This window comes from Pseudomonas sp. CJQ_9 (genome assembly GCF_043106615.1).
Lineage (GTDB): Bacteria > Pseudomonadota > Gammaproteobacteria > Pseudomonadales > Pseudomonadaceae > Aquipseudomonas > Aquipseudomonas juntendi.
Window position 1 is genome coordinate 1 of the sequence record NZ_JBICMS010000082.1, and the last position, 26,510, is coordinate 26,510.

Consider the following 26,510-nt stretch of genomic DNA (forward strand, 5'->3'; position numbering starts at 1 on the left):
GGGCATGCCCGCTCCTACAGGGACCGCTCCGGGCCTGGGGCAGGTTTACTGCTGGTCGTTGTGAGAGCGGGCGCGCCCGCGAAGCAGGCAACTCGGTGGCTGGCACCGGCTGCGCCGGTGTTCGCGGGCATGCCCGCTCCTACAGGGACCGCGCCGGGCCTGGGGCAGGTTTACTGCTGGTCGTTGTAGTGGAACTTGGGCATTTCCCAATGGAAACGAATCGCCAGCAAGCGCACCAGAAACCCGCCAAAGAGGGTCAGCAGCATCGCCTGCTCCGCCGGCACCTTGAAATACACGCAGCCCAGGTAGAACCACGCCGCGGCGAACGACACGCTGGCGTACAGCTCGCGGCGGAACACCAGTGGGATGTCGTTGCAGAAAATATCGCGCAAGATCCCGCCGAACACACCGGTAATCACTCCGCTGATCGAGGCCACCAGCATGCCCTGCCCCATTTCCAGCGCCGTCATGCAGCCAATCAGGGTAAACGCCACCAGCCCCAGTGCGTCGAGCACCAGGAACAGCGAGCGCAGGCGGCGCATCATCGGCGCGATGAAAATGGTCAACAGGGCAGCAAAGCTGGTCAACACCAAGTACTCGGGGTGTTTCACCCAGGTCAGCGGGTAGTGCCCGAGCAACACATCGCGCACCGACCCGCCACCCAGGGCGGTAACACAGGCGATCAGCACCACGCCGAACCAGTCCATGCCGCGACGCCCGGCAGACAACGCACCGGTCATGGCTTCGGCAGTGATGGCAATGAGGTAGAGCATCAGCAACATGGTGCGGGTCCGTGCGGGAAAGGCGCGCAGTCTAACCAGTTGCCCAAGGCACCAAAAGGGGGCGCAGCCAGAATATCTGCGCCGTAACGGTTCACACCTTGATGAAATGCTCCCGGTAGTGGCGCAGCTCGGCAATCGATTCGCGAATGTCGTCCAGCGCCAGGTGCGTATTGCCTTTCTTGAAGCTGTCACGCACGTCCGGCGCCCAGCGCGCTGCCAGTTCTTTCAGGGTCGAGACATCCAGGTTGCGGTAGTGGAAGTAGTTTTCCAGGTTGCGCATGTGCCGGTAGAGGAAGCGACGGTCCTGGCAGATGCTGTTGCCGCAGATCGGCGATTTGCCTTTGGGCACCCACTGCTCGAGGAAAGCAATGGTCTGGGCCTCGGCCTCGGCCATGCCGACCTTGCTGTCGCGCACACGCTGGGTCAGACCAGACGCTCCATGGGTGCGGGTGTTCCACTCGTCCATGCGGGCCAGTACTTCATCGCTGTGGTGGATGGCGATCACCGGGCCTTCGGCCAGGGTGTTCAGCTCGCTGTCGGTGACAATGGTGGCCATTTCGATGATGACGTCGCTGTCCGGATCGAGGCCGGTCATTTCCAGGTCGATCCAGATCAGGTTCTGTGGGTTTTGCATGCAGAAGCTCCTCATATAGCCCGTCATATTAGCCTAGTGGCCCAGCCACGCCCATTCACCGCATGCCGGTCACACAAGCACAATGGTGCACCGCCTGGCGTGCTAAACTGCCTGCCGTTTTCAATGCCCTGACCCGGGCCCTTCTCACGGAATGTTCATGGCCAAACGCCAGCTCAATCGCCGCCAGAACTGGCGCATCGAAAAAATCCAGGGCGAGCGAGCTGCTCGCGCGGCCAAACGCGAGCAGCATGTGCTGCAGGAACTGGAAGGTGGCGACCTGGGGCCGGAACAACTGGGCCTGGTGATTGCCCACTTTGGCGTGCAGGTCGAGGTAGAGGCCCAAGATGGCGACGTTGCAGGCCAGGTGTTCCGCTGCCACTTGCGCGCCAACCTGCCAGCACTGGTCACTGGCGACCGCGTGGTATGGCGTGCAGGCAACCAGGGCATAGGCGTGATCGTGGCGCAGATGCCACGCAGCACCGAACTTTGCCGGCCGAACAACCATGGCCAGTTGAAACCGGTCGCCGCCAACGTCGACCTCATCGTGATCGTGTTTGCCCCGGCCCCGGAACCGCACCCGAACCTGATCGACCGTTACCTGGTCGCTGCCGAGCATGCAGGCCTGCGCCCGCTGCTGCTGTTGAACAAGGCCGACCTGATCAACGCCGAGAACGGCCCCGGCCTGCGGGCGCTGCTCGAGGTCTACCGCGAGCTGGGCTACCCGCTGCTGGAGGTATCTGCCCACCACGGTGATGGCATGCAACGCCTGCAGCAGCAACTTGACGGGCACATCAGCGTGTTCGTCGGCCAGTCGGGTGTGGGCAAGTCTTCGCTGGTCAACAGCCTGCTGCCAGAGGCCGGCACCCGCGTCGGCGACCTGTCGGAATGGTCGGGCCAGGGTACCCACACCACCACCACCGCGCGGCTGTACCATTTCCCTAATGGCGGCGACCTTATCGACTCGCCGGGCATCCGCGAATTCGGCCTTGGCCACGTCAGCCGCAGCGATGTGGAGGATGGCTTCATCGAGTTCCGCGACCTGTTCGGCACCTGCCGCTTCCGCGATTGCAAACATGACCGCGAGCCCGGCTGCGCGTTGCTCAAGGCGCTGGACGATGGCCGGATCTCGCAGCAACGCATGAACAGCTACCGCTCGATCATCGCCAGCCTGACGGAAGACAGCTACTGACCGGGCGGTAAGCCTTTTTACGCTGCGAGGCCCGCCCGCACGGCCCTGCAAAGCGCCGTGCAAGGTTTCGCGGGGCCTACTGCTCCTTGCTCTCGTCCATCTTCAGCGTGCCATCCTCGAAGATGTTCAGCTTCTGGCGCAGTTCACGTGGTTGCATCGGCGCCTGACCGGCCCCGGCACCGGGCGCCGCGCCACTGGCCGGTGGGGCCGCAGGCGGGGCTGCCGGTGCTTGCGGTGCACCCTGCTCGCCCTGCTCACCCTCGATGTTGCGCTGGGCTTTCTTGGTCAGCACGATGATGTCGATGCGGCGGTTTACCGGGTTGAACGGGTTTTTGCGGTCGAACAGCGATGACGATGCATACCCCACCACCCGAGCCACCTGGCCGTCCGGGTACCCACCTGCTACCAATGCCCGGCGTGCGGCATTGGCGCGGTTGGCCGACAGCTCCCAGTTGCCGAACTCGCCAGTGCCGGCATACGGTTTGGCATCGGTGTGGCCGCTGATGCTGATCTTGTTGGGCACTGCCTTGATGGTGTCGGCCATGGCCAACAGAATATCTTCGAAGTACGGCTGCAGGCGCGCACTGCCGATATCGAACATCGGACGGTTCTCGGCGTCCATGATCTGGATACGCAGGCCATCCTGGGTGATCTCGAACAGGATCTGGTCTTTGAACTTCTGCAGTTGCGGGTTCTCTTCGACCTTGTTCTGCAGCTCCTGCAACAGCAATTCAAGGCGCTCGCGCTCGACCTGCTCGGCCATGGTCTCCACCTGGTCCTTGTCCAGCTGGGTGGGCGACGGCTGCGTGGGCTCGGTTTTCACTTCCGGGTTGATGGTTTTGTCCGGCGCCATTTCGGGGGAACCACCCAGGTCGATGACGTAGGGCGTACCACTTTCGGAGAACCCAATCGGGTCCTGGAAGTAACCGGCAATGGCGATCTTCTGCTCAGGCGTGGCCGTGGACAACAGCCACAGCACCAGGAAGAACGCCATCATCGCCGTGGCGAAGTCGGCAAAGGCGATTTTCCAGGCGCCGCCGTGGTGGCCGCCGCCAAAGCGCTTGACGCGCTTGACGATGATGGGCTGATTGTTCTCCATGAATCAGCGACCGCGAACCGCTTGTTCCAGCTCGGCGAAGCTTGGGCGGTGCTTGGGGTACAGCACCTTGCGCCCGAACTCGACCGCCAGCGACGGCGGCATGCCCGAAGCCGAGGCCACCAGCGATGCCTTGATCGACTCGTACAGGTTCAGCTCTTCCTTGGCGTCGTGCTCCAGGCACTTGGCCAGCGGGCCGAAGAAGCCGTAAGCCGCGAGAATACCGAAGAACGTACCGACCAGCGCCGCCCCCACGTGCATGCCGATGGCCGCCTGGTCCCCATCACCCAGCGAGGCCATGGTCACCACGATACCCAGCACCGCCGCTACGATACCGAAGCCGGGCATGCCATCGGCGATGCCGGTCACCGCATGGGACGGGTGCTCAAGCTCTTCCTTCATGCTCAGCAGCTCCATGTCGAACAGGCCCTCGAGCTCGTGCGGGGCCATGTTGCCGGTAGACATGATGCGCAGGTAGTCGCAGACGAACGCGGTCATGCGCTCATCGGCCAGTACCGTGGGGTACTTGGCGAAAATCGGGCTGGCGGCGGCGTCTTCGATGTCGGCCTCGATGGCCATCATGCCTTCGCGACGGCTCTTGTTGAGGATTTCGTACACCAGCCCCAGCACTTCAAGGTAAAACGCATGGCTGAAGCGCGAGCCGAACATCTTCATCGACTTCTTGATGACGTGCATGGTCATGTAGCCAGGGTTGGCCTGCAGGAATGCACCAAAGGCCGCACCGCCGATGATCAGTACTTCGAACGGCTGGATCAGCGCCGCGATCTTGCCGTGGGAAAGCACGTAGCCGCCGAGCACGCTCGCGAATACGACGATGATGCCGATAATTTTAGCCATAGGTTCAAAGCACTTGCTGTCGTGGTCAGGGGAAGAGACGAGAGCTGTAAAACTCTTCTTCTACTTATCGGCAGAACTGCGCCAGACTATAGCCACACAATGCGAAAAGCCAGTTCGGACTGATGTCAAAATGCCAATTGAAACCAAGGTGCCCGCTCAGGCTCCGCGAACGCTAGAGGCCTGGGTCAAGCTGCTCGAGAGTGTTCGCATCCCGGTGCCGAAGCACAGCTACGACCGGGTCATGGCGGCCATCCACGATAGCCGCCGCTCGCTGCGCGACATCGCCGAACTGATGCAAGATAGCCCGGCGCTGGTGTTGTCGGTGATGCGTGAAGCCAACCACGCCACCAACGCCAGCATGGCCGAACCGGCCGAAAGCCTTGAAGTGGCCCTCAACCGGCTCGGCCTGGAGCGCAGCGAGCTGTTGCTCAAGCGCCTGCCAGCAGTGCCTGTTGAAGAAATCCCACCGGTTCTGTGCCAGTTCCAGATGATCAGCCAGCACGCAGCGCAGCAGGCCAGCGGCCTGTTCGCCAGCCGCCTGGCGCGGCTGTGGCAGGAAATCCACTGGGGCAGCCTGCTGTTCCTGTCGCCCCTCTGGCCGCTGGCGCTGGCCTACCCGAAGCTGCTCGACACCTGGGAGCTGCGGGTGATCCACAAGGGTGAAGAGGCCGCTCATGTCGAGGAAGAACTGTTTGGCGTGCGCATAATGGCGCTGTGCCAGACCATGGCCGAATACTGGCGCCTGCCGCAGTGGGTGACCCAGGGTTACCGCCTGCTGCTGGAAGAGCGCGAGCAACTGGCCCAGGTGCTGAGCATCGCCCGCGACGAAGACCTGCTCAGCCAGCAACACCGCCTGGACGCAGAGCCCGGCCTGCGGCGCTGGTTCAACCAGCCGGCCAATACCGTATTGCTGGCCAACAACCTGGCCCTGGCGGCGCAGGTCGGCTGGGACAACCCGCACCTGTTGCGCTGGCAGCTGCTGACCGCCCTGTACCTGCAGACTTCGCTGGAAGACGTGCAGCAACAAGTTCACCAGCAGGCAGCCGCCAGCGCCCGTCGCCATGCCCGGCATGCACTGTTCCATCCAGCCGAGGCCCTGATATGGCCGTGGCACCAGCGCCGCCCGCACCCAGACATGCTGGCGGCGCCACCGCCCAGCAGTGAAGAGCTGGCGCGCTGGCGCACACTGTGCCAGCACCTGCTGGCGCAACCCAGCCCGTTCACCAATACCGTGCACCTGGCCACCCAGGCACAAGAGGCCCTGCTGGCCTGCGGCATGCAACGCATCATGCTGCTGAGCCTGGACAAGAGCACCGATACCCTGCGCGTGCAGCAGACCGCCGGCTTGCCCAAGGAGGCCGCGGGCCTGGCCCTGCAGGTGGCGCAGAACAAACTGCTGCAGAAACTGATGAGCCAGGCCGGGCAGCTGCGCATCACCCCGCAGAACCACAGCCAGTTCGCCGCCCTGCTGCCAGCACCGCTGCGCGCCCTGTTCCGCAGTGAGCATGTGCTGCTGCGCTCGCTGGCGGTGAACGATCAGGTGCTCATGCTGCTGGTGGCCGACCAGGCTTGCAGGCCCATGACCGATATCAGCGTGCAAGCCTTCGGCAAAACCGTGCAATGCATCGAGCGGGCACTGTCGCTGTTCGCCAACCGCAAAGCCTGAGCCTTGCGCTACAATCGCTCCTCTTTCCACTCTGGAGACCGTGGATGACCGACTTTTCCGGCCTGCCCCTGGTGATCGAAGCTGCAGACCTGCTGCCGCGCCTGGATTCACCGCAGTTGATCTTGGTCGACCTGAGCAGCGCCAACTGCTATGTCAGCGGGCATATCCCCGGCGCCCGCTTTGTCGAGGGCAAGCGCACCCAGCTTGGCCAGCCACCGGCCCCTGGTCTGCTGCCGCCCCTGGGCGAACTGGAAAAACTGTTCAGCGAACTCGGCCACCGCGATGATGCCGTCTACGTGGTGTATGACGATGAAGGCGGTGGTTGGGCGGGGCGTTTCATCTGGCTGCTCGACGTGATCGGCCATACGCGCTACCACTACCTCAATGGCGGTATCCAGGCCTGGCCAGCCGACAAGCTGTCCACCGAAGTGCCCGCAAGCGGCACCGCCCCGGTGCACCTGCACCTCGACACTGCACCTACAGCCACCCGCGAGTACCTGCAAAGCCGCCTGGGCGCCGATGACCTGGTGATCTGGGACGCACGCGCCCCACAGGAATTCAACGGCGAAAAAGTGTTGTCGGCCAAGGGCGGTCACATCCCTGGTGCGGTCAACTTCGAGTGGACCGCCGGCATGGACCTCAACGACCACCTGCGGATCCGCGAGGATATCGCCGAAGTGCTGCAAAGCCTGGGCATCACCTCCGACAAGGAGGTGGTTACCCATTGCCAGTCCCACCGCCGTTCCGGTTTCACCTATTTGGTGGCCAAGGCCCTCGGCTACCCACGCGTCAAGGCTTATGCCGGCTCGTGGAGCGAATGGGGCAACCACCCGGACACGCCTGTAGAAGTTTAAGGAACCTGCATGAAATCCCGTCTGTTCATCATCAGCCAGTACCTGCTGCCGCACCACCTGCTGTCGCGGCTGGCCGGCTGCGTCGCCGAGTGCCGCGTGCGCTGGTTCAAGAACGCCTTCACCGCCTGGTTCGCCAAGCGCTACCAGGTCGACATGAGCCAGGCGCTGGTCGAAGACCTGAGCGCCTACGAGCACTTCAACGCATTCTTCACCCGCGCCCTGAAGCCGGGCGCCCGCCCGCTGGATGAAACCCCGGGCGCCATCCTGTGCCCCGCCGACGGCGCCGTGAGCCAGCTTGGCCCGATCGAGCATGGCCGCATCTTCCAGGCCAAAGGCCACGGTTTCAGCGCGCAGGAGCTGCTGGGCGGTGACCCGGCGCTGGCCGCCCCGTTCATGGGCGGTGAGTTTGCCACCATCTACTTGTCGCCCAAGGACTACCACCGCGTGCACATGCCGCTGGCCGGCACCCTGCGCGAGATGGTCTACGTGCCGGGCCGCCTGTTCTCGGTGAACCAGACCACTGCTGAAAACGTGCCCGAGCTGTTCGCCCGCAACGAGCGGGTGGTCTGCCTGTTCGACACCGAACGCGGGCCGATGGCCGTGGTGCTGGTGGGTGCGATGATCGTTGCTTCGATCGAGACCGTGTGGGCTGGCCTGGTGACGCCGCCCAAGCGTGAGCTCAAGACCTTCCGATACGACGACGCCAGCCGTGCGCCGATCCACCTGGAGAAAGGTGCCGAGCTGGGGCGCTTCAAGCTGGGTTCGACGGCCATCGTGTTGTTCGGGCCGCAGCAGGTGAAGTGGGCCGAGAGCCTGGGTGCCGGGTCTGCCGTGCGCATGGGGCAGCAGCTGGCGGCGCCTGTGCAGGCTTGATGGCCTGATAAAAGCTGGGCCGCTTCGCGGCCCTTCGCGGGCATGCCCGCGAAGGGCTGCAAAGCAGCCCCAGATTTCCCGATCAGCCGCGCGCGTCGCGGTCGCGCAAGCCCAACAGGTACAACACGCCGTCCAGGCCCAGGGTAGAAATCGCCTGCTTGGCCGACTGGCGCACCAGCGGCTTGGCGCGAAATGCCACGCCCAGGCCGGCCAGCGCCAGCATTGGCAGGTCGTTGGCGCCATCGCCCACGGCAATGGTCTGTTCCAGTTGCAAGCCCTCATCGCTGGCCAGTTTCTGCAGCAGTTCGGCCTTGCGCTGGGCATCGACAATCGGCTCGACCGCCACACCAGTCACCTTGCCATCCACCACTTCCAGCTCGTTGGCGAACACATAGTCGATACCCAGGCGCGCCTGCACCTGGCGGGCAAAATAGGTAAACCCACCGGACAGAATGGCAGTCTTGTAACCCAGGCGCTTGAGCTCGGCGAACAGGTTTTCCGCGCCTTCGGTCAGGCGCAGCGAGGCGCCGATTTCGTCCAGCACGCCCACATCCAGGCCCTTGAGCAAGGCCATGCGCTCCTTGAAACTGGCGCGGAAGTCCAGTTCGCCACGCATGGCCCGTTCGGTGATGGCAGCCACCTGCTCGCCCACGCCAGCCGCCTTGGCCAGTTCGTCGATGACCTCGGCCTCGATCAGCGTCGAATCCATGTCGAATACCGCCAGGCGGCGGTTGCGGCGGAACAGGTCGTCTTTCTGGAAGGCAATGTCGACGCTCAGCGCCTGCGCCAGGGCGAAGAAATCGGCACGCAGGGCCTGGGCATCGCTCGGCACTCCACGCACGGATATCTCGACCGCCGCCTTGCCCTTGCCGGTGTCGGCGTCCAGCGCCACCCGGGCCGACAGCCGCTCGATGCGTTCGATCGTCAGGCCGTACTGGCTGATCACCGCACTGACCCGTTGCAGTTGCTCGGGGGTGATCTTGCGGCTGAGCAGGGTCACCACATGGCGCGCCTCACCGTGGCCGTCGGCCCAGTGCTGGTAGTCCGCCTCGGAAATCGGCGTATAACGGGCCTGCAGGTTCAGCTCGTGGGCCTTGGCTTGCACACCCTGCAGCAGGGCAGTTGCCACTTCGTTGTCAGGGATATCGACCAGGATGCCGAACGACAGGGTGCCGTGCATGACCGCCAGGCCGATGTCGAGGATACTCACACCGCCCTGCAGCAGGACGCCGGTGATTGCCGCAGTGAGACCGGGACGGTCCTCACCGGTGATGTTGATCAGGACGATTTCGCGCACAACCTGGCTCCGACTTCGATGAAAAATGCGCATTCTACCGACTTTCCATGACCATCGGGCGCCAACGATACTTTGCCGACAAAACCCGGCTCGCTATACTCCCCCCACTTTCTTGCCATTAAGAGCCGAGCTCTGTGAACCGGCCCACGCCCGTCAAACCAGACAACTTCTTCCTGATGATCTATCGTGCCCTGAGTCAACGTCGCGTGCCGCTGGCACTGCGCATCGCCTGCACCAACATCTTTCTGGTGGCGCTGGCACTGGTGATCTACGCCTGTGTGATGGGCCTGCAGTTCAAGCAGGCCATGCACGAGCAGGCCGACGCCCTCGGCCAGAGCCTGACCACGCAAACGGCCACTTCGGCGACCGAACTGCTGGTAGCCAACGATATCCTCAGCCTCAACGTGCTGCTGGGCAACCTGGTGAAAAACCCGCTGGTGGCCCATGCGGCCATCTACAGCGTGGACAACCGCATCCTCGCCGAAGCCGGGCAACGCCCGCGCAATAGCCTGCTGGGCGAGGCCGAAGGCGTGTACCAGACCAAGATCAGCTTCCAGGACGTGGCTGCCGGGCAGCTGCGCATCAGCCTGGACATGAGCCAATTCCAGCAGCCCATGCTGATCAGCCTGCAAAGCATGGGCATTCTGGCGGCCATCCTGCTGGCGCTGGCCTTGGCGCTCAGCTTGCGTCAGGGCCGCTACATCACCCTGCCGTTGCTGCAGTTGCGGGTATGGCTGCGCGACCCGCAGTACTACACCCCGGCCACCGACCGCCAGGATGAAATCGGCGACATCGCCCGCCAGCTGCATGCGCGCCTGGCGCCACCGCCGCCACCAGAGCCGGAGCCAGAGCCTGAGGAAGACGACGATGAACCGTTCGACGACCCGCAGCACGCCAGCCCGGCACTCAAGGCCGCGCCGCGCGCCAAGGTCGCCGCAGTGCCAGACGAGGAAGATGACGAAGCATTCGCCAGCCTGCTCGACGACGACACTGGGCCAAGAACCGCAGTGGTAGACGAATCCGACGAACCGCACTTCAGCGCCATCCTCGCCGTGCAGCTGGGCTCCCAGGAGCAACTGCGGCGTCTGCCGCGCACCCGCCTGACCGAGCTGACCGAGCGTTACCGTGACTGCCTGGAGCATGCCGCATCGCTGTACGACGGCGAAACGCACACACTCAACGATGGCAGCACCCTGGTGCTGTTCCACAGCCGCGTATGTGGCGAGGACTACCTGACCAACGCCATCTGCTGCGGCGAGCTGTTGCGCGCCCTGGGCCATGCCCTGCAGATCGAAGTGGCCGACAGCGGCATCACCTTGCAATTGCAGCTTGGCCTGGTGCTGGGCAACGATCTGCATGGGCTGGAGCTGGTAGACGTGTTGATCGCCGAAAAAGCCCAGGATGCCCTGGCGCTGTCGCAGCACAGCCGCAACCTGTTGCTGGTGGAGCGGCAGATCAGCGATGACGCACTGATTCGCCAGCGCGCACGCATTCGCCCGATTGCCAGCCCTGAGGGCGCCTGCTGCGTGGAGCGCCTGCTGGAACCGTACCCGTCGATGCTGGAACGGCAACTGGCGCGCATGCACGAGCGTAGGGCCTGACAGGCTGCGCTGGGCACTGGGGTTGCCGCGCAGCCCCTTAGCAACGCAAGGCCGCGCGTCCAGCGCCCCAGCCAAGCTCCGCAATGGTTTGACGCAGACATGAAAAAGCCCGCAGCATCGCGGGCTTTTTTGCACCTGGCGGTTAGGTCAGAACCGATAGACTTCCATATCGGTGCGAATCGGCGAGGCCATCGGGATCTTGGACTTCTCCGGCGCCTTCTTCACCTGCACCGGTGCAGCCGGCTTTTTCGGCGTGTCTTCAGCAATTGCCGGTTGGTTGGCCAGCGGCTTCACCGCCGTGCTCAGCTGCTCGGCCAGCTTCTGCAGCAATTGGCCCTGGGCCTGTACCTGCGACGACTCGCTGCCCTCATGTGGCTGTTCCAGGTGAACGATACGGTTGTCACGCACGCGGCCACGGCGGTCCAGCAGGCGCCACTGGGCGTCTAGGATGGCCGGTTGGTCCTTGCCCGAGTCCAGGCGGGTAATCGACAGCAGCACCTGTACATCCGGCGTGAAACCGGCCGTTGCCGGGGCCAGTACCACACGCTGGCTGTCCAGGCGCCAGGCCAGCTGGCGCACCAGCAACTGGTCGATGTCCGACGACAGGCTACCCGCCCAACGACCGTCGGTCGCCGCGCTCAGGCTGCCATCGGCCTGGCGCTGCAGGAACGTCTCGCGCTGCAGGTAATCGGCCACCGATACCGGCCCGAGTACAACGGCCATGCCCGCACTCTGCGACGGCTGGCCAGGATCACCACTGTCGAGCTGGTACAAGGCGACAGGCTGGTGCATGGTGCACCCGCCCAGCCCCAGCAGGCCAGTCATCAACAGCGCAAGTGGAAGGCGCAGAAATTTCATCATCCCATCCAGGCGGCTGCCTACAGGCACACCGCAGTGATACATATAAATTCAAACGGGCACACGACCACGCCGGCGCCACAAGGGCCATATCATCCGCGAAATAACCGTCCGACTCCAGTGTTTCTGCCCGGAACGGCGCTGTAATTGCCGTTCCAGACATTTCCACCGGTTACGCCGGCACTTCCACCTGCAAGCTATCGACGCGCTGGAACCCACGCGGCAGCTTGCTGCCACGCCGGCCACGCTCGCCCTTGTAGTGTTCAAGGTCGTCGGGCTTCAGAGACAGGGTACGCTTGCCGGCCTGCAATACAAGGGTCGCCCCGTCGGCGATCACGGCCAGGTCGGTGACGAACTCTTCGCGGCTGGCGACCCGGTCGCCGGGTACACCGATGATCTTGTTGCCCTTGCCTTTACCCAGCTGTGGCAAGTCGCTGACCTTGAACACCAGCAGGCGGCCTTCGGTGGTCACCGCCGCCAGCCAGTCCTGCTCACGGTTGGCCACCGGCCGCGGCGTCATGACCTTGGCGCCGTTGGGCAGGCTGAGCAAACCCTTGCCGGCCTTGTTCTTGGCCTGCAGGTCTTCACCCTTGACCACGAAGCCGTAGCCGGCGTCGGACGCGACCACGTACAGCGCATCGTCCTCTGGCAGCAGCACGCAATCGAAGGTGGCCCCAGGCGGAGGCGTCAGGCGCCCCGTCAGCGGCTCACCCTGACCACGCGCCGAAGGCAGGCTGTGGGCGGCCAGCGAGTAGCTGCGCCCGGTCGAGTCGATCAGCACGGCAAACTGGTTGGAGCGGCCGGCAGCAGCGGCCTTGAAGCCGTCGCCTGCCTTGTACGACAAGCCGGTCGCATCGATGTCGTGGCCCTTGGCACAGCGTATCCAGCCTTTTTCCGACAGCACCACGGTCACCGGCTCGGTCGGCATCAGCTCATTTTCCGACAGCGCCTTGGCTTCGGCGCGCTCGACGATAGGCGAGCGGCGGTCGTCGCCATAGGTTTCGGCATCCTTGATCAGCTCGCTGCGCACCAGCTTGCGCAGTTTGGCTTCGCTGCCCAGCAGCGCCTGCAATTTGGCTTGCTCTTTTAGCAGTTCGTCCTGCTCGCCGCGGATTTTCATCTCTTCCAAACGCGCCAACTGCCGCAGGCGGGTCTCGAGGATGTAGTCGGCCTGGATTTCGGTCAGGCCGAAGCGCGCGATCAGCGCCTGTTTGGGGTGGTCCTCGGTGCGGATGATGTGGATCACTTCATCCAGGTTGAGGAACGCGGTGAGCAAACCGTCCAGCAGGTGCAGGCGCTTCTCGACCTTGTCCAGGCGGTGCTGCAGCCGGCGACGAACGGTATGGGTGCGGAACTCCAGCCATTCCACCAGGATCGTGCGCAGGTTCTTCAGCTGCGGCCGGCCGTCGAGGCCGATGATATTGACGTTGACCCGGTAGCTGCTTTCCAAGTCGGTTGTGGCGAACAGGTGCTGCATCAGCTCGTCGGCATCCACACGATTGGACCGCGGGATGATGACGATGCGGCAAGGGTTTTCGTGATCCGACTCGTCGCGCAGGTCGGCCACCATCGGCAGCTTCTTGGCCTGCATCTGCGCCGCGATCTGCTCCAGCACCTTGGCCCCCGACACCTGGTGGGGCAACGCGGTTACAACGATGTCGCCGTCCTCGACGCGGTACACGGCGCGCATGCGGATCGAGCCACGGCCACTTTCGTACATCTTGAGGATTTCGGCCCGCGGCGTGACGATTTCGGCCTCGGTCGGGTAGTCCGGCCCTTGAATATGCTCGCACAACTGCTCGATGGTGGCCTTGGGCTCGTCGAGCAGGCGCACGCAGGCGCTGGCCACTTCACGCAGGTTGTGCGGCGGCACATCGGTGGCCATGCCCACGGCGATACCGGTGGTGCCGTTGAGCAGAATGTTGGGCAGGCGTGCCGGCAACACGGCGGGCTCCTGCAAGGTGCCGTCGAAGTTGGGCACCCAATCGACGGTGCCCTGGCCGACTTCGCTGAGCAGCACTTCGGCATAGCGGGACAACCGCGCCTCGGTGTAGCGCATGGCCGCGAACGACTTCGGATCGTCCGGCGCACCCCAGTTGCCCTGGCCATCGACCAGTGTGTAGCGGTAGCTGAACGGCTGCGCCATCAGCACCATGGCTTCATAGCAGGCCGAGTCGCCATGGGGGTGGAACTTGCCGAGCACGTCACCGACGGTACGCGCCGACTTCTTGTGCTTGGCATCGGCATCGAGCCCCAACTCGCTCATGGCGTAGACAATGCGCCGCTGCACTGGCTTGAGGCCATCGCCGATATGCGGCAGGGCGCGGTCCATGATCACGTACATGGAGTAGTTGAGGTAGGCCTGTTCGGTGAAGTCAGCCAGCGAGCGGCGTTCTACGCCGTCCAGGCTGAGTTCCAGTGAGTCGCTCATGCGGGCCTCGTTATTTCAGGTTCTGGCGCAGCAGCATGGTGCCACCGCGCTGGGTAAATTCAAGTTGTTGCAGGGCACTCATGCCCAGTAGCACGGTGGGGCCATCCAGGCCCGGCACGACGATGGCGCGTACGTTCTGCAGGCGTATGTCGCCCAGTTGCAAGCTGGCCAACCGCGTGCGGTAGCCCTCGGTGCGGCCATTGGCGGTACTCAGCAGCACCGGGCTGCCACGCGCCAGGCCCAAGTCGCGGGCCAGCCCTTCGGGGATCGCGACGTCGGTGGCCCCGGTGTCGAGCATGAAATGCACCACCTGGCCATTGATCGCGCCATCCACCACGAAATGCCCCTGGCCATTACTCAGCAGGCGCACCTCGATGAAACCTTGGCCGTGCTCCGACTGCACCTGGCGGTTGGGGTTGCGCTGGCTGTCTTCCCACTGGCCGAAAAAGCGTGTGGCCAGAAACAGCGCAGCCGCCCAGGCAAGCACCATCAGCACCCGGCCTGCGCGCTTGCCCGGTGCCTGGCTCACGGTTTGGCGCCCCAGCCGCCCTGAGGCGCCTCGAAGCGCCACACGATCGGGCGCCGCTCGCCATCGGCACGGTCAGCATTGTTGTTGTCCAACCCGACCCAAGCGCCTTTGCCGTCGATCACCAGCGCCTCGGCCAGGCCGAACGGCTGATCGTAGCGGCGCATGGGCTCCAGCGCCTCGGCGGCGAACGACCAGCAGCGCTCGACCTCGCCGCTGTCGGCATCCCGCCGGCATATCCGGTAGGCGTTGCGCTCAAGGGTGAACAGCTTGCCCTCGAACCAGGCGAGGTCGGAAAAGTCGCGCGACAGGGCCCGGGCCTCTGGCATTTGCGGCGGCTGCATCTCGACCCCGGCCTCGCTCAGCAGCACGCAACCGCGCCCGCAGGTCCATACCGACTGCTGCCGTTCGATGGCCACCAGGCCACGCCGCTCGCGCTCGGCCGCCAGCCACAGGCGGTCACCCGCCGGGTTGATTGCCAGCCCCTCAAACAGCGCATTGAAGTTCAGCAGCATGCCACTGGCCCGCGCCTGACGGACCATGGCCGGGTCGATCTTGAGCCAGTCGGGCTCACCTTCGGGCGGCAGTTGCAGCACCGCAGCGTGGGCCTCGCTGACCAGGTACAGGTTGTTTGCCTGGTCGCAGGTGATGCCTTCGAAGTCCAGCGCGCCGCCGCGAATGTACGACGCCGCCCAGTTGCGTGACTTCAGGCCCCACGGCAGGCCGCTTTCCGGCACCGGCGGTGCAGTGAAGGCAAGCGCCTGCGCGCGCCAGGTAGCGCTCTGCTGGTCGAAGCGGTAGATGCGGTCATCGTCGCGGTCGGACACGCCCCATAACGCCCCCCGGCAGACTGCCAGACCAGACAGGTTGCCACCGCGCATACCGTCTATCGGGTGCTCGGCAGTCATCTTCAGCTCTGGCCAGTCGCCCGCCAGGCCCGGCAGGGCAACCAGCGCCAGCCAGGCCGCCAGAAGCAAACGAATCAAACCATGACCTCGGCGAGGTTACCTTTGGTTTCCAGCCAGTTCTTGCGGTCACCGGCGCGCTTCTTGGCCAGCAGCTTGTCCATCAGCTCGCAAGTCGCCTGCACGTCGTCCAGGGTCAGTTGCACCAGGCGCCGGGTATTCGGGTCCATGGTGGTTTCACGCAGTTGTGGCGGGTTCATTTCGCCCAAACCCTTGAAGCGGGTGACTTGGGGTTTGCCGCGTTTCTTCTCGGCCACCAGGCGGTCGAGAATGCCATCACGCTCGGCTTCGTCGAGGGCGTAGTAGATTTCCTTGCCCAGGTCGATGCGGTACAGCGGCGGCATGGCCACATACACGTGCCCGGCCTCGACCAGTGCACGGAAGTGCTGCACGAACAGCGCGCACAACAGCGTGGCAATGTGCAGGCCGTCGGAGTCGGCGTCGGCGAGGATGCAGATTTTGCCATAGCGCAGTTGCGCCAGGTCGGTGGCACCGGGATCGACGCCGATGGCCACGGCAATGTTGTGCACTTCCTGGCTGGCCAGGACTTCGCCGCCGTCCACTTCCCAGGTGTTGAGGATCTTGCCGCGCAGCGGCAGGATGGCCTGGAATTCCTTGTCCCGGGCCTGCTTGGCCGAGCCACCGGCCGAGTCACCCTCGACCAGGAACAGCTCGGCACGCATCGGGTCCTGGCCGGCGCAGTCGGCCAGCTTGCCGGGCAATGCCGGGCCCTGGGTGATGCGCTTGCGCTCGACCTTCTTGCTGGCCTTGAGGCGGCGGCCGGCGTTGCTGATGGCCAGCTCCGCCAGTTGCATGCCCAGTTCAGGGTGGGCGTTGAGCCACAGGCTGAAGGCATCCTTGACCACGCCAGAGACGAATGCCGCCGCCTCACGTGAAGACAGCCGCTCTTTGGTCTGCCCGGAGAACTGCGGGTCCTGCATCTTCATCGAAAGGACGAAAGTGATGCGTTCCCAAACGTCTTCAGGTGCCAGCTTGACCCCGCGCGGCAGCAGGTTGCGGAATTCGCAGAACTCGCGCATGGCATCCAGCAGGCCCTGGCGCAGGCCATTGACATGGGTACCACCCTGGGCGGTAGGGATCAGGTTGACGTAGCTTTCCTGGATGCTGTCGCCGCCTTCGGGGAGCCACAACAAGGCCCAGTCTACCGCTTCCTTGTTACCGGCCAGGCTGCCGCAGAACGGCTCATCGGGCAGGCGCTGGAACTCGTTGACCGAATCGACCAGGTAGGAACGCAGGCCATCCTCGTAGTGCCATTCGACCTTTTCGCCGCTGGCCTTGTCCTCGAAGCTGACCAGCAGGCCTGGGCACAGCACGGCCTTGGCCTTGAGCACGTGCTTGAGACGGCTGATGGAGAATTTCGGCGAATCGAAATACTTGGGGTCGGGGCTGAAATACACGCTGGTGCCGGTGTTGCGCTTGCCGACCGAACCGACAACTTCGAGCTCGCTGGCCTTGAAGCCGTCGGCGAAGGTCATCTGGTACTCATTGCCGTCGCGTTTGACACGCACGCGCACCTGGGTCGACAGGGCGTTGACCACCGAGATGCCAACGCCGTGCAAGCCACCGGAGAACTGGTAGTTCTTGTTGGAGAACTTGCCGCCGGCGTGCAGCTTGGTCAGGATCAGCTCGACCCCGGACACGCCCTCTTCGGGGTGAATGTCCACCGGCATGCCACGGCCGTCGTCGCTGACTTCCAGCGAGTGGTCGGCATGCAGAATGACCTGCACGGAGCGGGCGTGCCCGGCCAGGGCTTCGTCGACGCTGTTGTCGATCACTTCCTGGGCCAGGTGGTTGGGGCGGCTGGTGTCGGTGTACATGCCCGGCCGCTTGCGGACCGGGTCAAGGCCCGAGAGGACTTCGATGGCGTCTGCGTTATAGGCGCTAGCGCTGGGATTGGCCATAGGGTCTCGTCGTCAGTCTGGTGAGTGCAAAAAAGTCAAAATACAGAAAAATCGAGCGCTGCATACTGCCCACGCGCAATACCGGCAAACGCCAGCAGGGCCGGCAGGCGCTCGGCAAAGCCCTGGAAACTGTGGTCACCACCGGCCTGGATGCGCAGGGCGCAAGCACGGTAATAACGCTCGGCATGGCGGTAATCCAGGGTTTCGTCGGCGGTTTGCAACCACACTTGATAGCGGCTGGCATCGACCGGCGCTGGCACTTCGAGTTCGGCCAGGGCCTGCACGTGGTCCAGGGTCAGCTCCCAGGTTTCATCGGTGTAGTGGTTGCGCTGGCTACCCAGGTAGCCGTCAAAGTGCTTGTGCGGGGTAACCGCCGGGTTGACCAGCAAGGCCTTGAGGCCATGGCGCTCCGCCAGACAGGTGGCATAGTAGCCGCCGAGCGAACTGCCCACCAGTAATGGCGCGCCCAGTTCGGCGATGGTCGCCTCAAGCTGGGCGATGGCCTGGCGTGGGTGATGGTGCAAGGCGGGCACCCGCAGTTGGTCGGCCAGGCCGAGCTGCTGCATGACCGCTTCGAGCTGGCGCGCCTTGGTGGAAAGCGGCGAGCTGTTGAAGCCATGGATATAGAGGATGGAACCCGACATGCTGCCCCCGGAATCTGTGGCTTCGCGCCTGATGATGCGGGCGCAGGGACGCGCAGTGTAGCGCGTTAGCCGGGTTTTGACGCAGTGTCACGGGTTTCGCAACAATTTCTTCACCATAGCCCGCTGCAACAGGGCACCCTGTAGGAGCGGCCTTGTGTCGCGATGGGGGTGCGAAGCAACCCCCAGAATGTCAGCTTCGCCGAAGATATTGCCAGGGCCGCTTTGCGGCCCTTTCGCGACACAAGGCCGCTCCTACAGTTGAACGCGCAACCCGCTAATAACCTGGGCTATCGAAGTCGAGCTTCACTTCAAAGTCCCACGCCCGCTCCACCCCGGTCTCCAGCCGCCCGTCGGCATGCAGGCGCAGCCAGCGGTACCCAGGCTGCTCTTCGCTCACCTTGAAGTCCTCGCTGCGGGCCGCGAACTGAATGCAGGTCGAAGGCGTAGCCAGCAGGCGCCGGCCATCGCGCACTTCATCCCACTCCTGGTGAACGTGCCCCCACAGCAATGCCCTCACCTGTGGGTAACCTTCAATGATGTCAAACAGCGCCTGGGCATTGCGCAAGCCGATCGGGGCGATCCAGGCGCAGCCGATGTCTACCGGTTGATGGTGGAAGCACACCAGGCAATGTCGACCGTTCGCTTCTTTCAACGCGGCGCCCAGGACGGCCAATTGGTCACCCTGCAAAAAACCGTGGGTCGCGCCCTGCACGGCGGTGTTGAGCATGACGATGCGCCAGGCCCCCACATCGGTCACCGCCTGCACCAGTTCCGGCGCAACCTGCGCCATGACCTGGGCTTCGTCGTGGTTGCCCGGCAACCAGCGGGTGGGCACGGCAAGCGGCGCAGTCAGCTCGCGGAACGCTTGATACGAGGCAACGCTGGCGTCCTGTGACAAGTCGCCGGTGCACAGCAGCACATCCACCTGAGCTTGCTCGCGTTGTACCTGGGCCACCACATGGCGCAGGCTGTCACGGGTATTGAGCCCCAGCATGCTACCGCCCGGGGCGGCGAACAGGTGGGCATCGGTCAGTTGCACCACATGCACGGGGCGCGGTTGGTCTGGCGGCGGCAACGGCCATCTCCTCGAACGGGTTCAGCCGCAATTATGGCCGGGCGAAGGCCGTGAGCAAACACCCGCGAACGACCTGCGTCAAACTTCAGCGAACGCTGGCCAGCTCGTGGCCACAGGCCAGGCAGTGGCTCAGCCACTCACCCAGGAACAGGTTGAGCTGGGCTTTTTCGTCTGGCTGGTGCATCGCCTCGTTCGGGTAGGGGTAGATGCTGCGCAGGCGCCGGGCATGTTCGGCGCTGATCACCTCGGCCATGCGCGCATCGTGATACACCTGCACCTCCAGGTGCGGCACCGGCAGCCATGGCAAGCTGTGTTCCTGACGTATATGCAGGGTAGTGGTGTACGGGCAGGCCAGCACCACGTCGAGCACCAGCACGCCAAGCATCTGGTCGCCCTGGGTCATACCGATGCGGCGCGAGCTCTGGGTGGTACGCATGTCCGGCAGCAAGCGCATCAGCCGGGCATAGTTGGCCTCACAGGCTGCCTGCAGCCCGGCCAGGTCGACTCGATAGCGCTCGCGCAGCAGGTTCACTTCCACATTCCTCGTACTTCGTCACGGTTCAGCGCCAGCCATTGCAAGCCGATGATGGTCGCCGCGTTGCAGATGCGCCCATCGCGCACGGCCTGCAAGGCATCTTCGAACGACCATACCCGCACGCGAATGTCTTCACCCTCGGCCTCCAGGCCATGCAGCCCCCCTGCCCCTTTGCTGCTGCAGCGGCCAAGGAACAAGTGCACGTACTCATCGCTGCCGCCAGGCGACGGGAAGTAGCGGGTCATCGGCCACAGGGCAGCGAACGTCAGGCCCGCTTCTTCCTCGGCTTCGCGGTGGGCGACTTCCTCGGGTTGCTCGTCCTTGTCGATCAGCCCGGCCACCATTTCGATCAGCCAGGGGTTTTCGGCCTTGCCCATTGCACCGACGCGGAACTGTTCGATCAGCACCACTTCATCGCGCAGCGGGTCGTAGGGCAGGACACACACCGCATCGTGACGCACGAACAGTTCACGGCTGATCTCGCGCCCCATGCCGCCCGCGAACAGCTCGTGGCGCAAGTGCACCTTGTCGAGCTTGTAGAAGCCCTGGAAGCAGTTTTCGCGCTTGACGATCTCGACCGCCCTGGGCACTGAGTTCAACGTGTCTGACATGGAAATCCTCGCTACCTCAATCACAGCATCGCGCCATCCTACTCCGCACGCCAGCGCGTTTCACCCCTTTCCAGCAACCATTCGCACAGTCGGGACAGCACGCGCGCACTCTGTTAGCTTAGTGGCGAACCGAAGGCCGCGCAGACGGTCAAAGGCCGACTTTTCCCTGTTCTGCAAGGATCATCATGACCATTGTCAAACTGACTTCCGTGGCCGTGCTGGCACTCGCTCTGGGCGCCTGCCAGAGCCTGTTCACGCCCAACTACCGGACCCCGCTAGAGGTCAAACGCGACGCCTGGGAGCATGTAAAACCCGGTTGCAGCGAAAGCGATTGCCCGCTGGTGAACATCGACATGGTGCACTTCCCGGCCCTGCCCAAGCTTGACGGCATCGTCGAAAAGCGCTTGCTGCAACTGACCGAAGACAATCAGCATGGCACCGCGCCGGCCACCCTGCAGGCCTATGAACAGCAATACCTGGCCAGCGCCGATAAACGTAACAGCAGCTACCTGCAAGCCAAGGTACGCGAGCAGCATGACGGCCTGGTGATCATCGAGCTGTCCAGCTACCTGGACAGCGGTGGCGCGCACGGCATGCCCGGGCGTGGTTTCATCAACTACTCCCGCAAGCTGGACAAGGTGCTGACCCTGCAGGACATGCTGGTGCCTGGCCAGGAAGAGACCTTCTGGAAAACCGTCGAAGAGTCGCACCGCGCCTGGCTGATGAGCGTGGGCATGGACAAGGACGCCGAGTTCGTCAAGACCTGGCCGTTCAAGAAGTCGCCGCACATCGCCCTGACGTACGGCGCGCTGGTGGTCAAATACGAGGTCTATGCCATCGCGCCCTATTCCATGGGCCACGTGGAACTGAAAATCCCCTACCCGCGCCTCAACGGCGTGCTCAAGCCGGAACTGTTCCCCGGCCGCGGCTGAAGCTCAACAGCCCGTGCAGCACACCTGCCAGCAGCAATGCTGGCAGGGTGGCGCCCAGCTCGGGGGCATTGGCGGCAATCAGGTGGTAGGCCGCCACCCCCGCGAACCAGGCCAGTAGCGCCTGCCAGTGCAAACCCTTGACCTGTACTGGCAGGCCACGGCGACGCACCACGTAATGGTCTACCAGCACTACGCCGAACAGCGGCGCAAACACCGAACCGATCAGCAACAGGAAGTTCTCGTACTGAGCCAATGGCGCCAGCAAGGCGATCAGGGTGCACAGCACGCCGATGGCCAGTGCCAGGTGCTCCACCTTCAACGGTAGCAGCACCCCGGTGGAGACCGCCGCCGAGTGGATGTCGGCGAATGCCTTTTCCGACTCGTCGAGCAGAATCAGCAGCAACGGAATCCCCATGCCGGCGCCAGCCAAGGCCAGCAACAGCGCATTGACTTCGCCACTGGCGGCGAAGGCCAGGGTGTAGGCGACGCCCAGGCTCATCAGCCAGGTATTGCCGATGAAGTAGCCCAGCACGGTACCGCCGAACACGTGCCTGCCATTACGGGCGAAACGTGAATAGTCGGCGATCAGCGGCAGCCACGACAGCGGCATGGCAATGACGATGTCGAAGCCTACTGCCAGCGACATCGAGCCATCCCCGGCGCGCCCCCACAACTCAGCCAGGTCGGCCTTGGCGAACAAGTTCCAGGTCAGCCAGACGCAGGCGCCCAGCAATAACCAGATACCCCAGGCGCGCAGCACCTTGCGCACGAACGCCAGTGGCCCGCTCACCGCCAGCAAGGTCGCCAGGGCACCAAAGCACAGGGTCCACAGCATCGGGCTGTTCCAGGCGCTGTGCTCACCGAAGGCACGTGCGCCCAGCAGGCTGGCGGCATCGCGCATGACGATGATCTCGAACGCCCCCCAGCCCACCAGTTGCAGCAAGTTGAGCACCGCCGGCAAGCGCGTGCCATGGCTGCCCAGGCTGAGCTTCAGGGTGCCCATGGCCGACAGCCCGGTGTCACTGCCGATGACCCCGGCGGCGCCCAGCAACAGCACGCCCACGCCGGTGCCCAGGGCAATGGCCAGTACTGCGCCAGCAAGGCCCAGACCCGGCGCGAGCATGGCGCCGACTTGCAGCACCATCAGCCCGATGCCCAGGGAAAACCAGAGGGAGAACAGGTCACGCGCACCGAAGATGCGCTGGTGGGTGGGGACCGGGTGGTCGGGGGAGAACTGGCTGGGTGATGTCATGGTTGGCGCTCGCCGGCAATGTTGTTGGTGTTCCTGGCGAGGACTTCGTCCTCGTATCGCGACGCAAGGCCGCTCCCACAAAAAACGCGCTGGCCTTGAGCCTGGCGCGGTTCCTGTGGGAGCCGCCCACAGCGTTCTTAGACCTTGTGGTACAGCTGGCTGCCTTCCTGGCGGAACCGCTCGGCCTGCTCACGCATGCCTTGCTCGACCGTGACGTCCACGGTGTCGATCTTGGCGGCGTACTCCCGCACTTCCTGGGTGATCTTCATCGAGCAGAACTTCGGCCCGCACATCGAGCAGAAGTGCGCGACCTTGGCCGACTCCTTGGGCAGCGTCTCGTCGTGGTAGGCGCGGGCAGTGTCAGGGTCGAGGCCGAGGTTGAACTGGTCTTCCCAGCGGAACTCGAAGCGCGCCTTGGACAGGGCGTTGTCGCGGATTTGTGCGCCGGGGTGGCCTTTGGCAAGGTCGGCAGCATGCGCGGCGATCTTGTAGGTGATGATGCCGGTCTTGACGTCATCCTTGTTCGGCAGGCCCAGGTGCTCCTTGGGGGTCACGTAGCAGAGCATGGCGCAGCCGAACCAGCCGATCATTGCCGCACCAATGCCCGAGGTGATGTGGTCGTAACCCGGGGCGATATCGGTGGTGAGCGGGCCGAGGGTGTAGAACGGCGCCTCGTCGCAGCATTCCAGCTGCTTGTCCATGTTCTCCTTGATCAACTGCATGGGCACGTGGCCAGGGCCTTCGATCATGCACTGCACGTCATGCTTCCAGGCAATCTTGGTCAGCTCGCCAAGGGTTTCCAGCTCACCGAACTGCGCAGCGTCGTTGGCATCGGCGATCGAGCCGGGACGCAGGCCATCGCCCAGCGAGAAGCTGACGTCGTAGGCCTTCATGATTTCGCAGATTTCCTCGAAGTGGGTGTAGAGGAAGTTTTCCTTGTGATGGGCCAGGCACCACTTGGCCATGATCGAGCCGCCACGGCTGACGATGCCCGTGACCCGCTTGGCGGTCAGCGGCACGTAGCGCAGCAACACCCCGGCATGGATGGTGAAGTAGTCCACACCCTGCTCGGCCTGCTCGATCAGGGTGTCGCGGAACAGCTCCCAGGTCAGGTCTTCGGCCACCCCGTTGACTTTTTCCAGGGCCTGGTAGATCGGCACGGTACCAATCGGCACCGGCGAGTTGCGGATGATCCACTCGCGGGTCTCATGGATGTGCTTGCCGGTGGACAGGTCCATGACCGTGTCCGACCCCCAGCGGATGCCCCAGGTCAGCTTGGCCACCTCTTCCTCGATGGACGAGCCCAGGGCGCTGTTACCGATATTGCCGTTGATCTTCACCAGGAAATTACGGCCGATGATCATCGGCTCCAGCTCCGGGTGGTTGATATTGGCTGGGATGATCGCACGGCCACGGGCGATTTCCTGGCGCACGAATTCGGGGGTGATCTCTTTCGGAATATTGGCACCGAAGCTATGCCCGGCATGTTGCGCGTCGAGCAGGCCTGCGGCGCGCGCCTCCTGCAGCTTCATGTTCTCGCGGATGGCCACGTATTCCATCTCGGCGGTAACGATGCCCTGGCGGGCATAGTGCATTTGCGAAACATTGGCGCCGGCCTTGGCCCGGCGCGGGTTGCGCACGTGGGCAAAACGCAGCTTGGCCAGCTCGGCGTCGTTCAGGCGCTGCTGGCCGAAGTCGGAGCTCAGCCCGACCAGGCGCTCGGTGTCGCCACGCGCGTCGATCCAGGCCGACCGCATGTCGGCCAGGCCTTTGCGCACGTCGATGATCACACTGGGATCGGTGTAGGGGCCGGAGGTGTCGTAGACCAGCACCGGGGCATTGGACTCGCCACCGAAATCGGTCGGCGTATCGGCCAGGCTGATTTCCCGCATGGGTACGCGGATATCCGGGCGCGAGCCCTGCACATAGACCTTGCGCGAACGCGGGAACGGCTGCACGGACTGCTGATCGACTTTTGCCGATTCGCTGAGGTTGATCGTTTTTTCTTGTTGGGTCATCACAGGCTCTCCAGACGGCTTCCTAGCAGTGGAATGTCGGGGTGAACCTGAATGGCGCGGACGCATCCATTAGTGGATGCAGTGCCGGATATGGGGGTGCCTTGAAGCTGCATGCAGCTGTGACAATCCCGGACCTGGCACAAGAGGCTCCCCGGGAAGGCGAGCAATCTTGTTCCCTACGCAGGCGCTAACCTGATCAGGTTCAACGGGATCCGCACCTCTGCGATCTCAGCCTTTGCTTCAAGGCACCCCGACAAGAACTTGCGCAGTCTAGACTGCTGTGGTCGGCAAAGCCAAGCGGGTTTCTGCGCAGATGATGAAAGGCGCGCCCGGCGATTGTTGCCGGGGGCACATGGCACTAAACTGGCGCATCGCCAAATACTCAACGGTTCAGTAATTCAATTTCGTACAAGGATTGCCTCTATGCTGCGCAAACTCTCACTGGCAATAGCCGTGTCTTGTGCGTCCAACGGAGTGGCCTGGGCAGCGGACGCGCCCCAGACGGTCAAGACCGACCTGGTCAGCGTGTACCAGGAAGCGGTCGACAACAACGCCGACCTGGCAGCAGCGCGCGCCGATTACGGCGCACGCCGCGAGGTGGTACCGCAGGCCCGCGCCGGCTTGCTGCCGAACCTGTCGGCCGGGGCCGAGATGATGAACACCCGCACCAAGCTGGACGAGCCGTCGATCACCTCCAACCGCAGCGGCAATGCCTGGAGTGCAACCCTGGCCCAACCCATTTTCCGCGCCGACCGCTGGTTCCAGTTGCAGGCCGCCGAGGCGGTCAACGAACAGGCTGCCCTGGAGCTGTCGGCCACTGAGCAGAACCTCATCTTGCAAACGGCCCAAAGCTACTTTGCCGTGCTGCGCGCCCAGGACAACCTGGCCGCGACCAAGGCGGAGGAAGCCGCGTTCAAGCGCCAGCTCGACCAGTCCAACGAACGCTTCGATGTCGGCCTGTCGGACAAGACCGACGTGCTGCAGTCGCAGGCCGGCTACGACACTGCCCGGGCCAACCGCATCATCGCCGAACGCCAGGTGCAGGATGCCTTCGAAGCGTTGGTAACGCTGACCAACCGTGAGTACAGCTCGATCCAGGGTGTGGTGCATAGCCTGCCAGTGCAGGTACCTACGCCGAACGATGCCAAGGCCTGGGTGGAAACGGCCGGGCGCCAGAACCTCAACCTGCTGGCGACCAACTATGCGGTGTCTGCCGCCGAAGAAACCCTGCGCCAGCGCAAGGCCGGCCATGCGCCCACCCTGGATGCGGTGGCCAAATACCAGAAGGGTGACAACGACAGCCTCGGCTTCACCAACCCTGCACCCCAACAGAACGTTCGCTACAGCGGCGACGTCGAGCAGACCAGTATCGGCCTGCAACTGAACATCCCGATCTACAGCGGCGGCCTGACCAGCTCGCAGGTACGCGAGGCTTACCAGCGCCTGAGCCAGAGCGAACAGCAGCGCGAGAGCCTGCGCCGCCAGGTGGTGGAGAACACCCGCAACCTGCACCGCGCGGTGAACACCGACGTGGAACAGGTCCAGGCACGCAAGCAGTCGATCATTTCCAACCAGAGCGCACTGGAAGCGACTGAAATCGGCTACCAGGTCGGCACCCGCAACATCGTCGATGTGCTCGATGCCCAGCGCCAGCTGTACACTTCGGTGCGCGACTACAACAACAGCCGCTACGACTACATCCTCGACAACCTGAGCCTCAAGCAGGCCGCAGGCACCCTGAGCCCGCAAGACCTGCAGGACCTGGGGCGTTACCTGAAGGCCGACTACAACCCGGACAAGGATTTCTTGCCACCGGATCTGGCGGCGGCTGCAGCCAAGAACTTCGAGCGCCGCCCTTGAACTCAGGAAGCACGCGGGCAGTGTAGGAGCG

General features: G+C 63.9%; 23 protein-coding genes and 1 riboswitch. Of the genes, 7 read left to right on the top strand and 16 right to left on the bottom strand.

Annotated features, from left to right (window positions below):
• Positions 1-170 precede the first annotated feature (170 nt).
• Both ACF8SD_RS15810 and orn read right to left on the bottom strand, forming a co-directional pair.
• Positions 171-782, bottom strand: coding sequence for a trimeric intracellular cation channel family protein (locus tag ACF8SD_RS15810; protein WP_003249516.1), 612 nt, complete (start codon positions 780-782; stop codon positions 171-173).
• A gap of 91 nt (positions 783-873) precedes the next feature.
• Positions 874-1,416 (bottom strand): oligoribonuclease, encoded by a 543-nt coding sequence (gene orn / locus ACF8SD_RS15815; RefSeq protein ID WP_009681312.1) that lies wholly within the window; start codon positions 1,414-1,416, stop codon positions 874-876.
• Positions 1,417-1,573: 157 nt separating this feature from the next.
• On the opposite strand from orn, the gene rsgA reads away from it, so the two are divergent.
• Positions 1,574-2,605, top strand: a complete 1,032-nt coding sequence (gene rsgA, locus ACF8SD_RS15820; protein ID WP_173891277.1) for a small ribosomal subunit biogenesis GTPase RsgA — start codon at positions 1,574-1,576, stop codon at positions 2,603-2,605.
• 76 nt (positions 2,606-2,681) lie between these two features.
• Here the strand turns inward: rsgA and motB are convergent, their stop codons facing one another.
• Positions 2,682-3,704, bottom strand: coding sequence for a flagellar motor protein MotB (motB, locus tag ACF8SD_RS15825; RefSeq protein WP_173891278.1), 1,023 nt, complete (start codon positions 3,702-3,704; stop codon positions 2,682-2,684).
• A 3-nt stretch (positions 3,705-3,707) separates the two neighbouring features.
• The gene (motA, locus tag ACF8SD_RS15830) at positions 3,708-4,559 is read right to left on the bottom strand and encodes a flagellar motor stator protein MotA (RefSeq protein WP_009681315.1); all 852 of its coding nucleotides are present in this window, start codon (positions 4,557-4,559) and stop codon (positions 3,708-3,710) included.
• Positions 4,560-4,689: 130 nt separating this feature from the next.
• On the opposite strand from motA, the gene ACF8SD_RS15835 reads away from it, so the two are divergent.
• The 3 genes from ACF8SD_RS15835 to asd are packed head-to-tail and all read left to right on the top strand — an operon-like array spanning position 4,690 to position 7,952.
• Positions 4,690-6,225: an HDOD domain-containing protein gene (locus ACF8SD_RS15835; protein ID WP_173891279.1), complete on the top strand. Its 1,536-nt coding sequence runs from the start codon at positions 4,690-4,692 to the stop codon at positions 6,223-6,225.
• Positions 6,226-6,269: 44 nt separating this feature from the next.
• On the top strand, positions 6,270-7,079 hold the full coding sequence (locus ACF8SD_RS15840) for a rhodanese-like domain-containing protein (RefSeq protein ID WP_392484562.1): 810 nt from the start codon (positions 6,270-6,272) through the stop codon (positions 7,077-7,079).
• A 9-nt stretch (positions 7,080-7,088) separates the two neighbouring features.
• Entirely contained in the window at positions 7,089-7,952 is an 864-nt protein-coding gene (asd, locus tag ACF8SD_RS15845; RefSeq protein ID WP_029887865.1) for an archaetidylserine decarboxylase, read from the top strand.
• An 82-nt stretch (positions 7,953-8,034) separates the two neighbouring features.
• Here asd and serB read toward each other — a convergent pair whose 3' ends face one another.
• Positions 8,035-9,249, bottom strand: coding sequence for a phosphoserine phosphatase SerB (serB, locus tag ACF8SD_RS15850; protein WP_173891281.1), 1,215 nt, complete (start codon positions 9,247-9,249; stop codon positions 8,035-8,037).
• A 134-nt stretch (positions 9,250-9,383) separates the two neighbouring features.
• Here serB and ACF8SD_RS15855 point away from each other — a divergent pair, with 134 nt between their 5' ends.
• A complete protein-coding gene (locus tag ACF8SD_RS15855; protein WP_392484563.1) occupies positions 9,384-10,850 on the top strand; it encodes a histidine kinase in 1,467 nt (488 codons plus the stop codon).
• A gap of 147 nt (positions 10,851-10,997) precedes the next feature.
• On the opposite strand, the gene ACF8SD_RS15860 is transcribed toward ACF8SD_RS15855, so the two are convergent.
• The 9 genes from ACF8SD_RS15860 to ACF8SD_RS15900 all read right to left on the bottom strand — a co-directional run bounded on the left by ACF8SD_RS15860 (position 10,998) and on the right by ACF8SD_RS15900 (position 20,417).
• Positions 10,998-11,708, bottom strand: a complete 711-nt coding sequence (locus tag ACF8SD_RS15860) for a membrane integrity-associated transporter subunit PqiC (protein WP_173891283.1) — start codon at positions 11,706-11,708, stop codon at positions 10,998-11,000.
• Between the two features lie 172 nt (positions 11,709-11,880).
• Positions 11,881-14,139 carry a DNA topoisomerase IV subunit A gene (parC, locus tag ACF8SD_RS15865; RefSeq protein ID WP_110676621.1) on the bottom strand — a complete coding sequence of 753 codons (2,259 nt, stop codon included), beginning with the start codon at positions 14,137-14,139 and terminating at the stop codon, positions 11,881-11,883.
• Between the two features lie 10 nt (positions 14,140-14,149).
• On the bottom strand, positions 14,150-14,668 hold the full coding sequence (locus ACF8SD_RS15870; RefSeq protein ID WP_173891284.1) for a TIGR02281 family clan AA aspartic protease: 519 nt from the start codon (positions 14,666-14,668) through the stop codon (positions 14,150-14,152).
• Positions 14,665-15,651 carry an esterase-like activity of phytase family protein gene (locus ACF8SD_RS15875; protein WP_392484564.1) on the bottom strand — a complete coding sequence of 329 codons (987 nt, stop codon included), beginning with the start codon at positions 15,649-15,651 and terminating at the stop codon, positions 14,665-14,667. Before ACF8SD_RS15875 ends, ACF8SD_RS15870 begins: the two co-directional genes overlap by 4 nt.
• Positions 15,648-17,552 (bottom strand): DNA topoisomerase IV subunit B, encoded by a 1,905-nt coding sequence (parE, locus tag ACF8SD_RS15880; RefSeq protein WP_009681328.1) that lies wholly within the window; start codon positions 17,550-17,552, stop codon positions 15,648-15,650. The genes ACF8SD_RS15875 and parE overlap by 4 nt, the downstream gene beginning before the upstream one ends.
• Positions 17,553-17,587: 35 nt before the next feature.
• Positions 17,588-18,196: a YqiA/YcfP family alpha/beta fold hydrolase gene (locus ACF8SD_RS15885; protein WP_392484565.1), complete on the bottom strand. Its 609-nt coding sequence runs from the start codon at positions 18,194-18,196 to the stop codon at positions 17,588-17,590.
• Positions 18,197-18,470: 274 nt separating this feature from the next.
• Entirely contained in the window at positions 18,471-19,271 is an 801-nt protein-coding gene (cpdA, locus tag ACF8SD_RS15890) for a 3',5'-cyclic-AMP phosphodiesterase (RefSeq protein WP_392484566.1), read from the bottom strand.
• Between the two features lie 85 nt (positions 19,272-19,356).
• Positions 19,357-19,809, bottom strand: coding sequence for a DUF1249 domain-containing protein (locus tag ACF8SD_RS15895; RefSeq protein WP_009681331.1), 453 nt, complete (start codon positions 19,807-19,809; stop codon positions 19,357-19,359).
• Complete coding sequence (locus ACF8SD_RS15900) at positions 19,800-20,417, bottom strand: NUDIX domain-containing protein (RefSeq protein ID WP_392484567.1); 618 nt, start codon at positions 20,415-20,417, stop codon at positions 19,800-19,802. Before ACF8SD_RS15900 ends, ACF8SD_RS15895 begins: the two co-directional genes overlap by 10 nt.
• 185 nt (positions 20,418-20,602) lie before the next feature.
• On the opposite strand from ACF8SD_RS15900, the gene ACF8SD_RS15905 reads away from it, so the two are divergent.
• On the top strand, positions 20,603-21,349 hold the full coding sequence (locus ACF8SD_RS15905) for an RsiV family protein (RefSeq protein WP_173891289.1): 747 nt from the start codon (positions 20,603-20,605) through the stop codon (positions 21,347-21,349).
• Here ACF8SD_RS15905 and cytX read toward each other — a convergent pair.
• Both cytX and thiC read right to left on the bottom strand, forming a co-directional pair.
• Positions 21,318-22,601: a putative hydroxymethylpyrimidine transporter CytX gene (gene cytX / locus ACF8SD_RS15910; protein WP_392484568.1), complete on the bottom strand. Its 1,284-nt coding sequence runs from the start codon at positions 22,599-22,601 to the stop codon at positions 21,318-21,320. The genes ACF8SD_RS15905 and cytX overlap by 32 nt on opposite strands.
• 137 nt (positions 22,602-22,738) lie before the next feature.
• Complete coding sequence (thiC, locus tag ACF8SD_RS15915; protein WP_173891291.1) at positions 22,739-24,619, bottom strand: phosphomethylpyrimidine synthase ThiC; 1,881 nt, start codon at positions 24,617-24,619, stop codon at positions 22,739-22,741.
• A 156-nt stretch (positions 24,620-24,775) separates the two neighbouring features.
• Positions 24,776-24,882: riboswitch (TPP riboswitch) on the bottom strand.
• Positions 24,883-25,042: 160 nt separating this feature from the next.
• On the opposite strand from thiC, the gene ACF8SD_RS15920 reads away from it, so the two are divergent.
• Positions 25,043-26,479 carry a TolC family outer membrane protein gene (locus tag ACF8SD_RS15920; protein ID WP_125854904.1) on the top strand — a complete coding sequence of 479 codons (1,437 nt, stop codon included), beginning with the start codon at positions 25,043-25,045 and terminating at the stop codon, positions 26,477-26,479.
• The last annotated feature ends 31 nt before the right edge of the window (positions 26,480-26,510 follow it).

Excerpts from the sequence above, each read along its gene's own strand:
- rsgA (WP_173891277.1), top strand. The coding sequence starts at position 1,574 with ATGGCCAAACGCCAGCTCAATCGCCGCCAGAACTGGCGCATCGAAAAA.
- motB (WP_173891278.1), bottom strand. The coding sequence starts at position 3,704 with ATGGAGAACAATCAGCCCATCATCGTCAAGCGCGTCAAGCGCTTTGGC.
- motA (WP_009681315.1), bottom strand. The coding sequence starts at position 4,559 with ATGGCTAAAATTATCGGCATCATCGTCGTATTCGCGAGCGTGCTCGGC.
- orn (WP_009681312.1), bottom strand. The coding sequence starts at position 1,416 with ATGCAAAACCCACAGAACCTGATCTGGATCGACCTGGAAATGACCGGC.
- parE (WP_009681328.1), bottom strand. The coding sequence starts at position 17,552 with ATGGCCAATCCCAGCGCTAGCGCCTATAACGCAGACGCCATCGAAGTC.
- ACF8SD_RS15905 (WP_173891289.1), top strand. The coding sequence starts at position 20,603 with ATGACCATTGTCAAACTGACTTCCGTGGCCGTGCTGGCACTCGCTCTG.
- ACF8SD_RS15900 (WP_392484567.1), bottom strand. The coding sequence starts at position 20,417 with ATGTCAGACACGTTGAACTCAGTGCCCAGGGCGGTCGAGATCGTCAAG.
- asd (WP_029887865.1), top strand. The coding sequence starts at position 7,089 with ATGAAATCCCGTCTGTTCATCATCAGCCAGTACCTGCTGCCGCACCAC.
- ACF8SD_RS15885 (WP_392484565.1), bottom strand. The coding sequence starts at position 18,196 with ATGTCGGGTTCCATCCTCTATATCCATGGCTTCAACAGCTCGCCGCTT.
- ACF8SD_RS15835 (WP_173891279.1), top strand. The coding sequence starts at position 4,690 with ATGCCAATTGAAACCAAGGTGCCCGCTCAGGCTCCGCGAACGCTAGAG.
- cytX (WP_392484568.1), bottom strand. The coding sequence starts at position 22,601 with ATGACATCACCCAGCCAGTTCTCCCCCGACCACCCGGTCCCCACCCAC.
- ACF8SD_RS15860 (WP_173891283.1), bottom strand. The coding sequence starts at position 11,708 with ATGAAATTTCTGCGCCTTCCACTTGCGCTGTTGATGACTGGCCTGCTG.
- ACF8SD_RS15920 (WP_125854904.1), top strand. The coding sequence starts at position 25,043 with ATGCTGCGCAAACTCTCACTGGCAATAGCCGTGTCTTGTGCGTCCAAC.
- thiC (WP_173891291.1), bottom strand. The coding sequence starts at position 24,619 with ATGACCCAACAAGAAAAAACGATCAACCTCAGCGAATCGGCAAAAGTC.
- ACF8SD_RS15810 (WP_003249516.1), bottom strand. The coding sequence starts at position 782 with ATGTTGCTGATGCTCTACCTCATTGCCATCACTGCCGAAGCCATGACC.
- ACF8SD_RS15840 (WP_392484562.1), top strand. The coding sequence starts at position 6,270 with ATGACCGACTTTTCCGGCCTGCCCCTGGTGATCGAAGCTGCAGACCTG.
- parC (WP_110676621.1), bottom strand. The coding sequence starts at position 14,139 with ATGAGCGACTCACTGGAACTCAGCCTGGACGGCGTAGAACGCCGCTCG.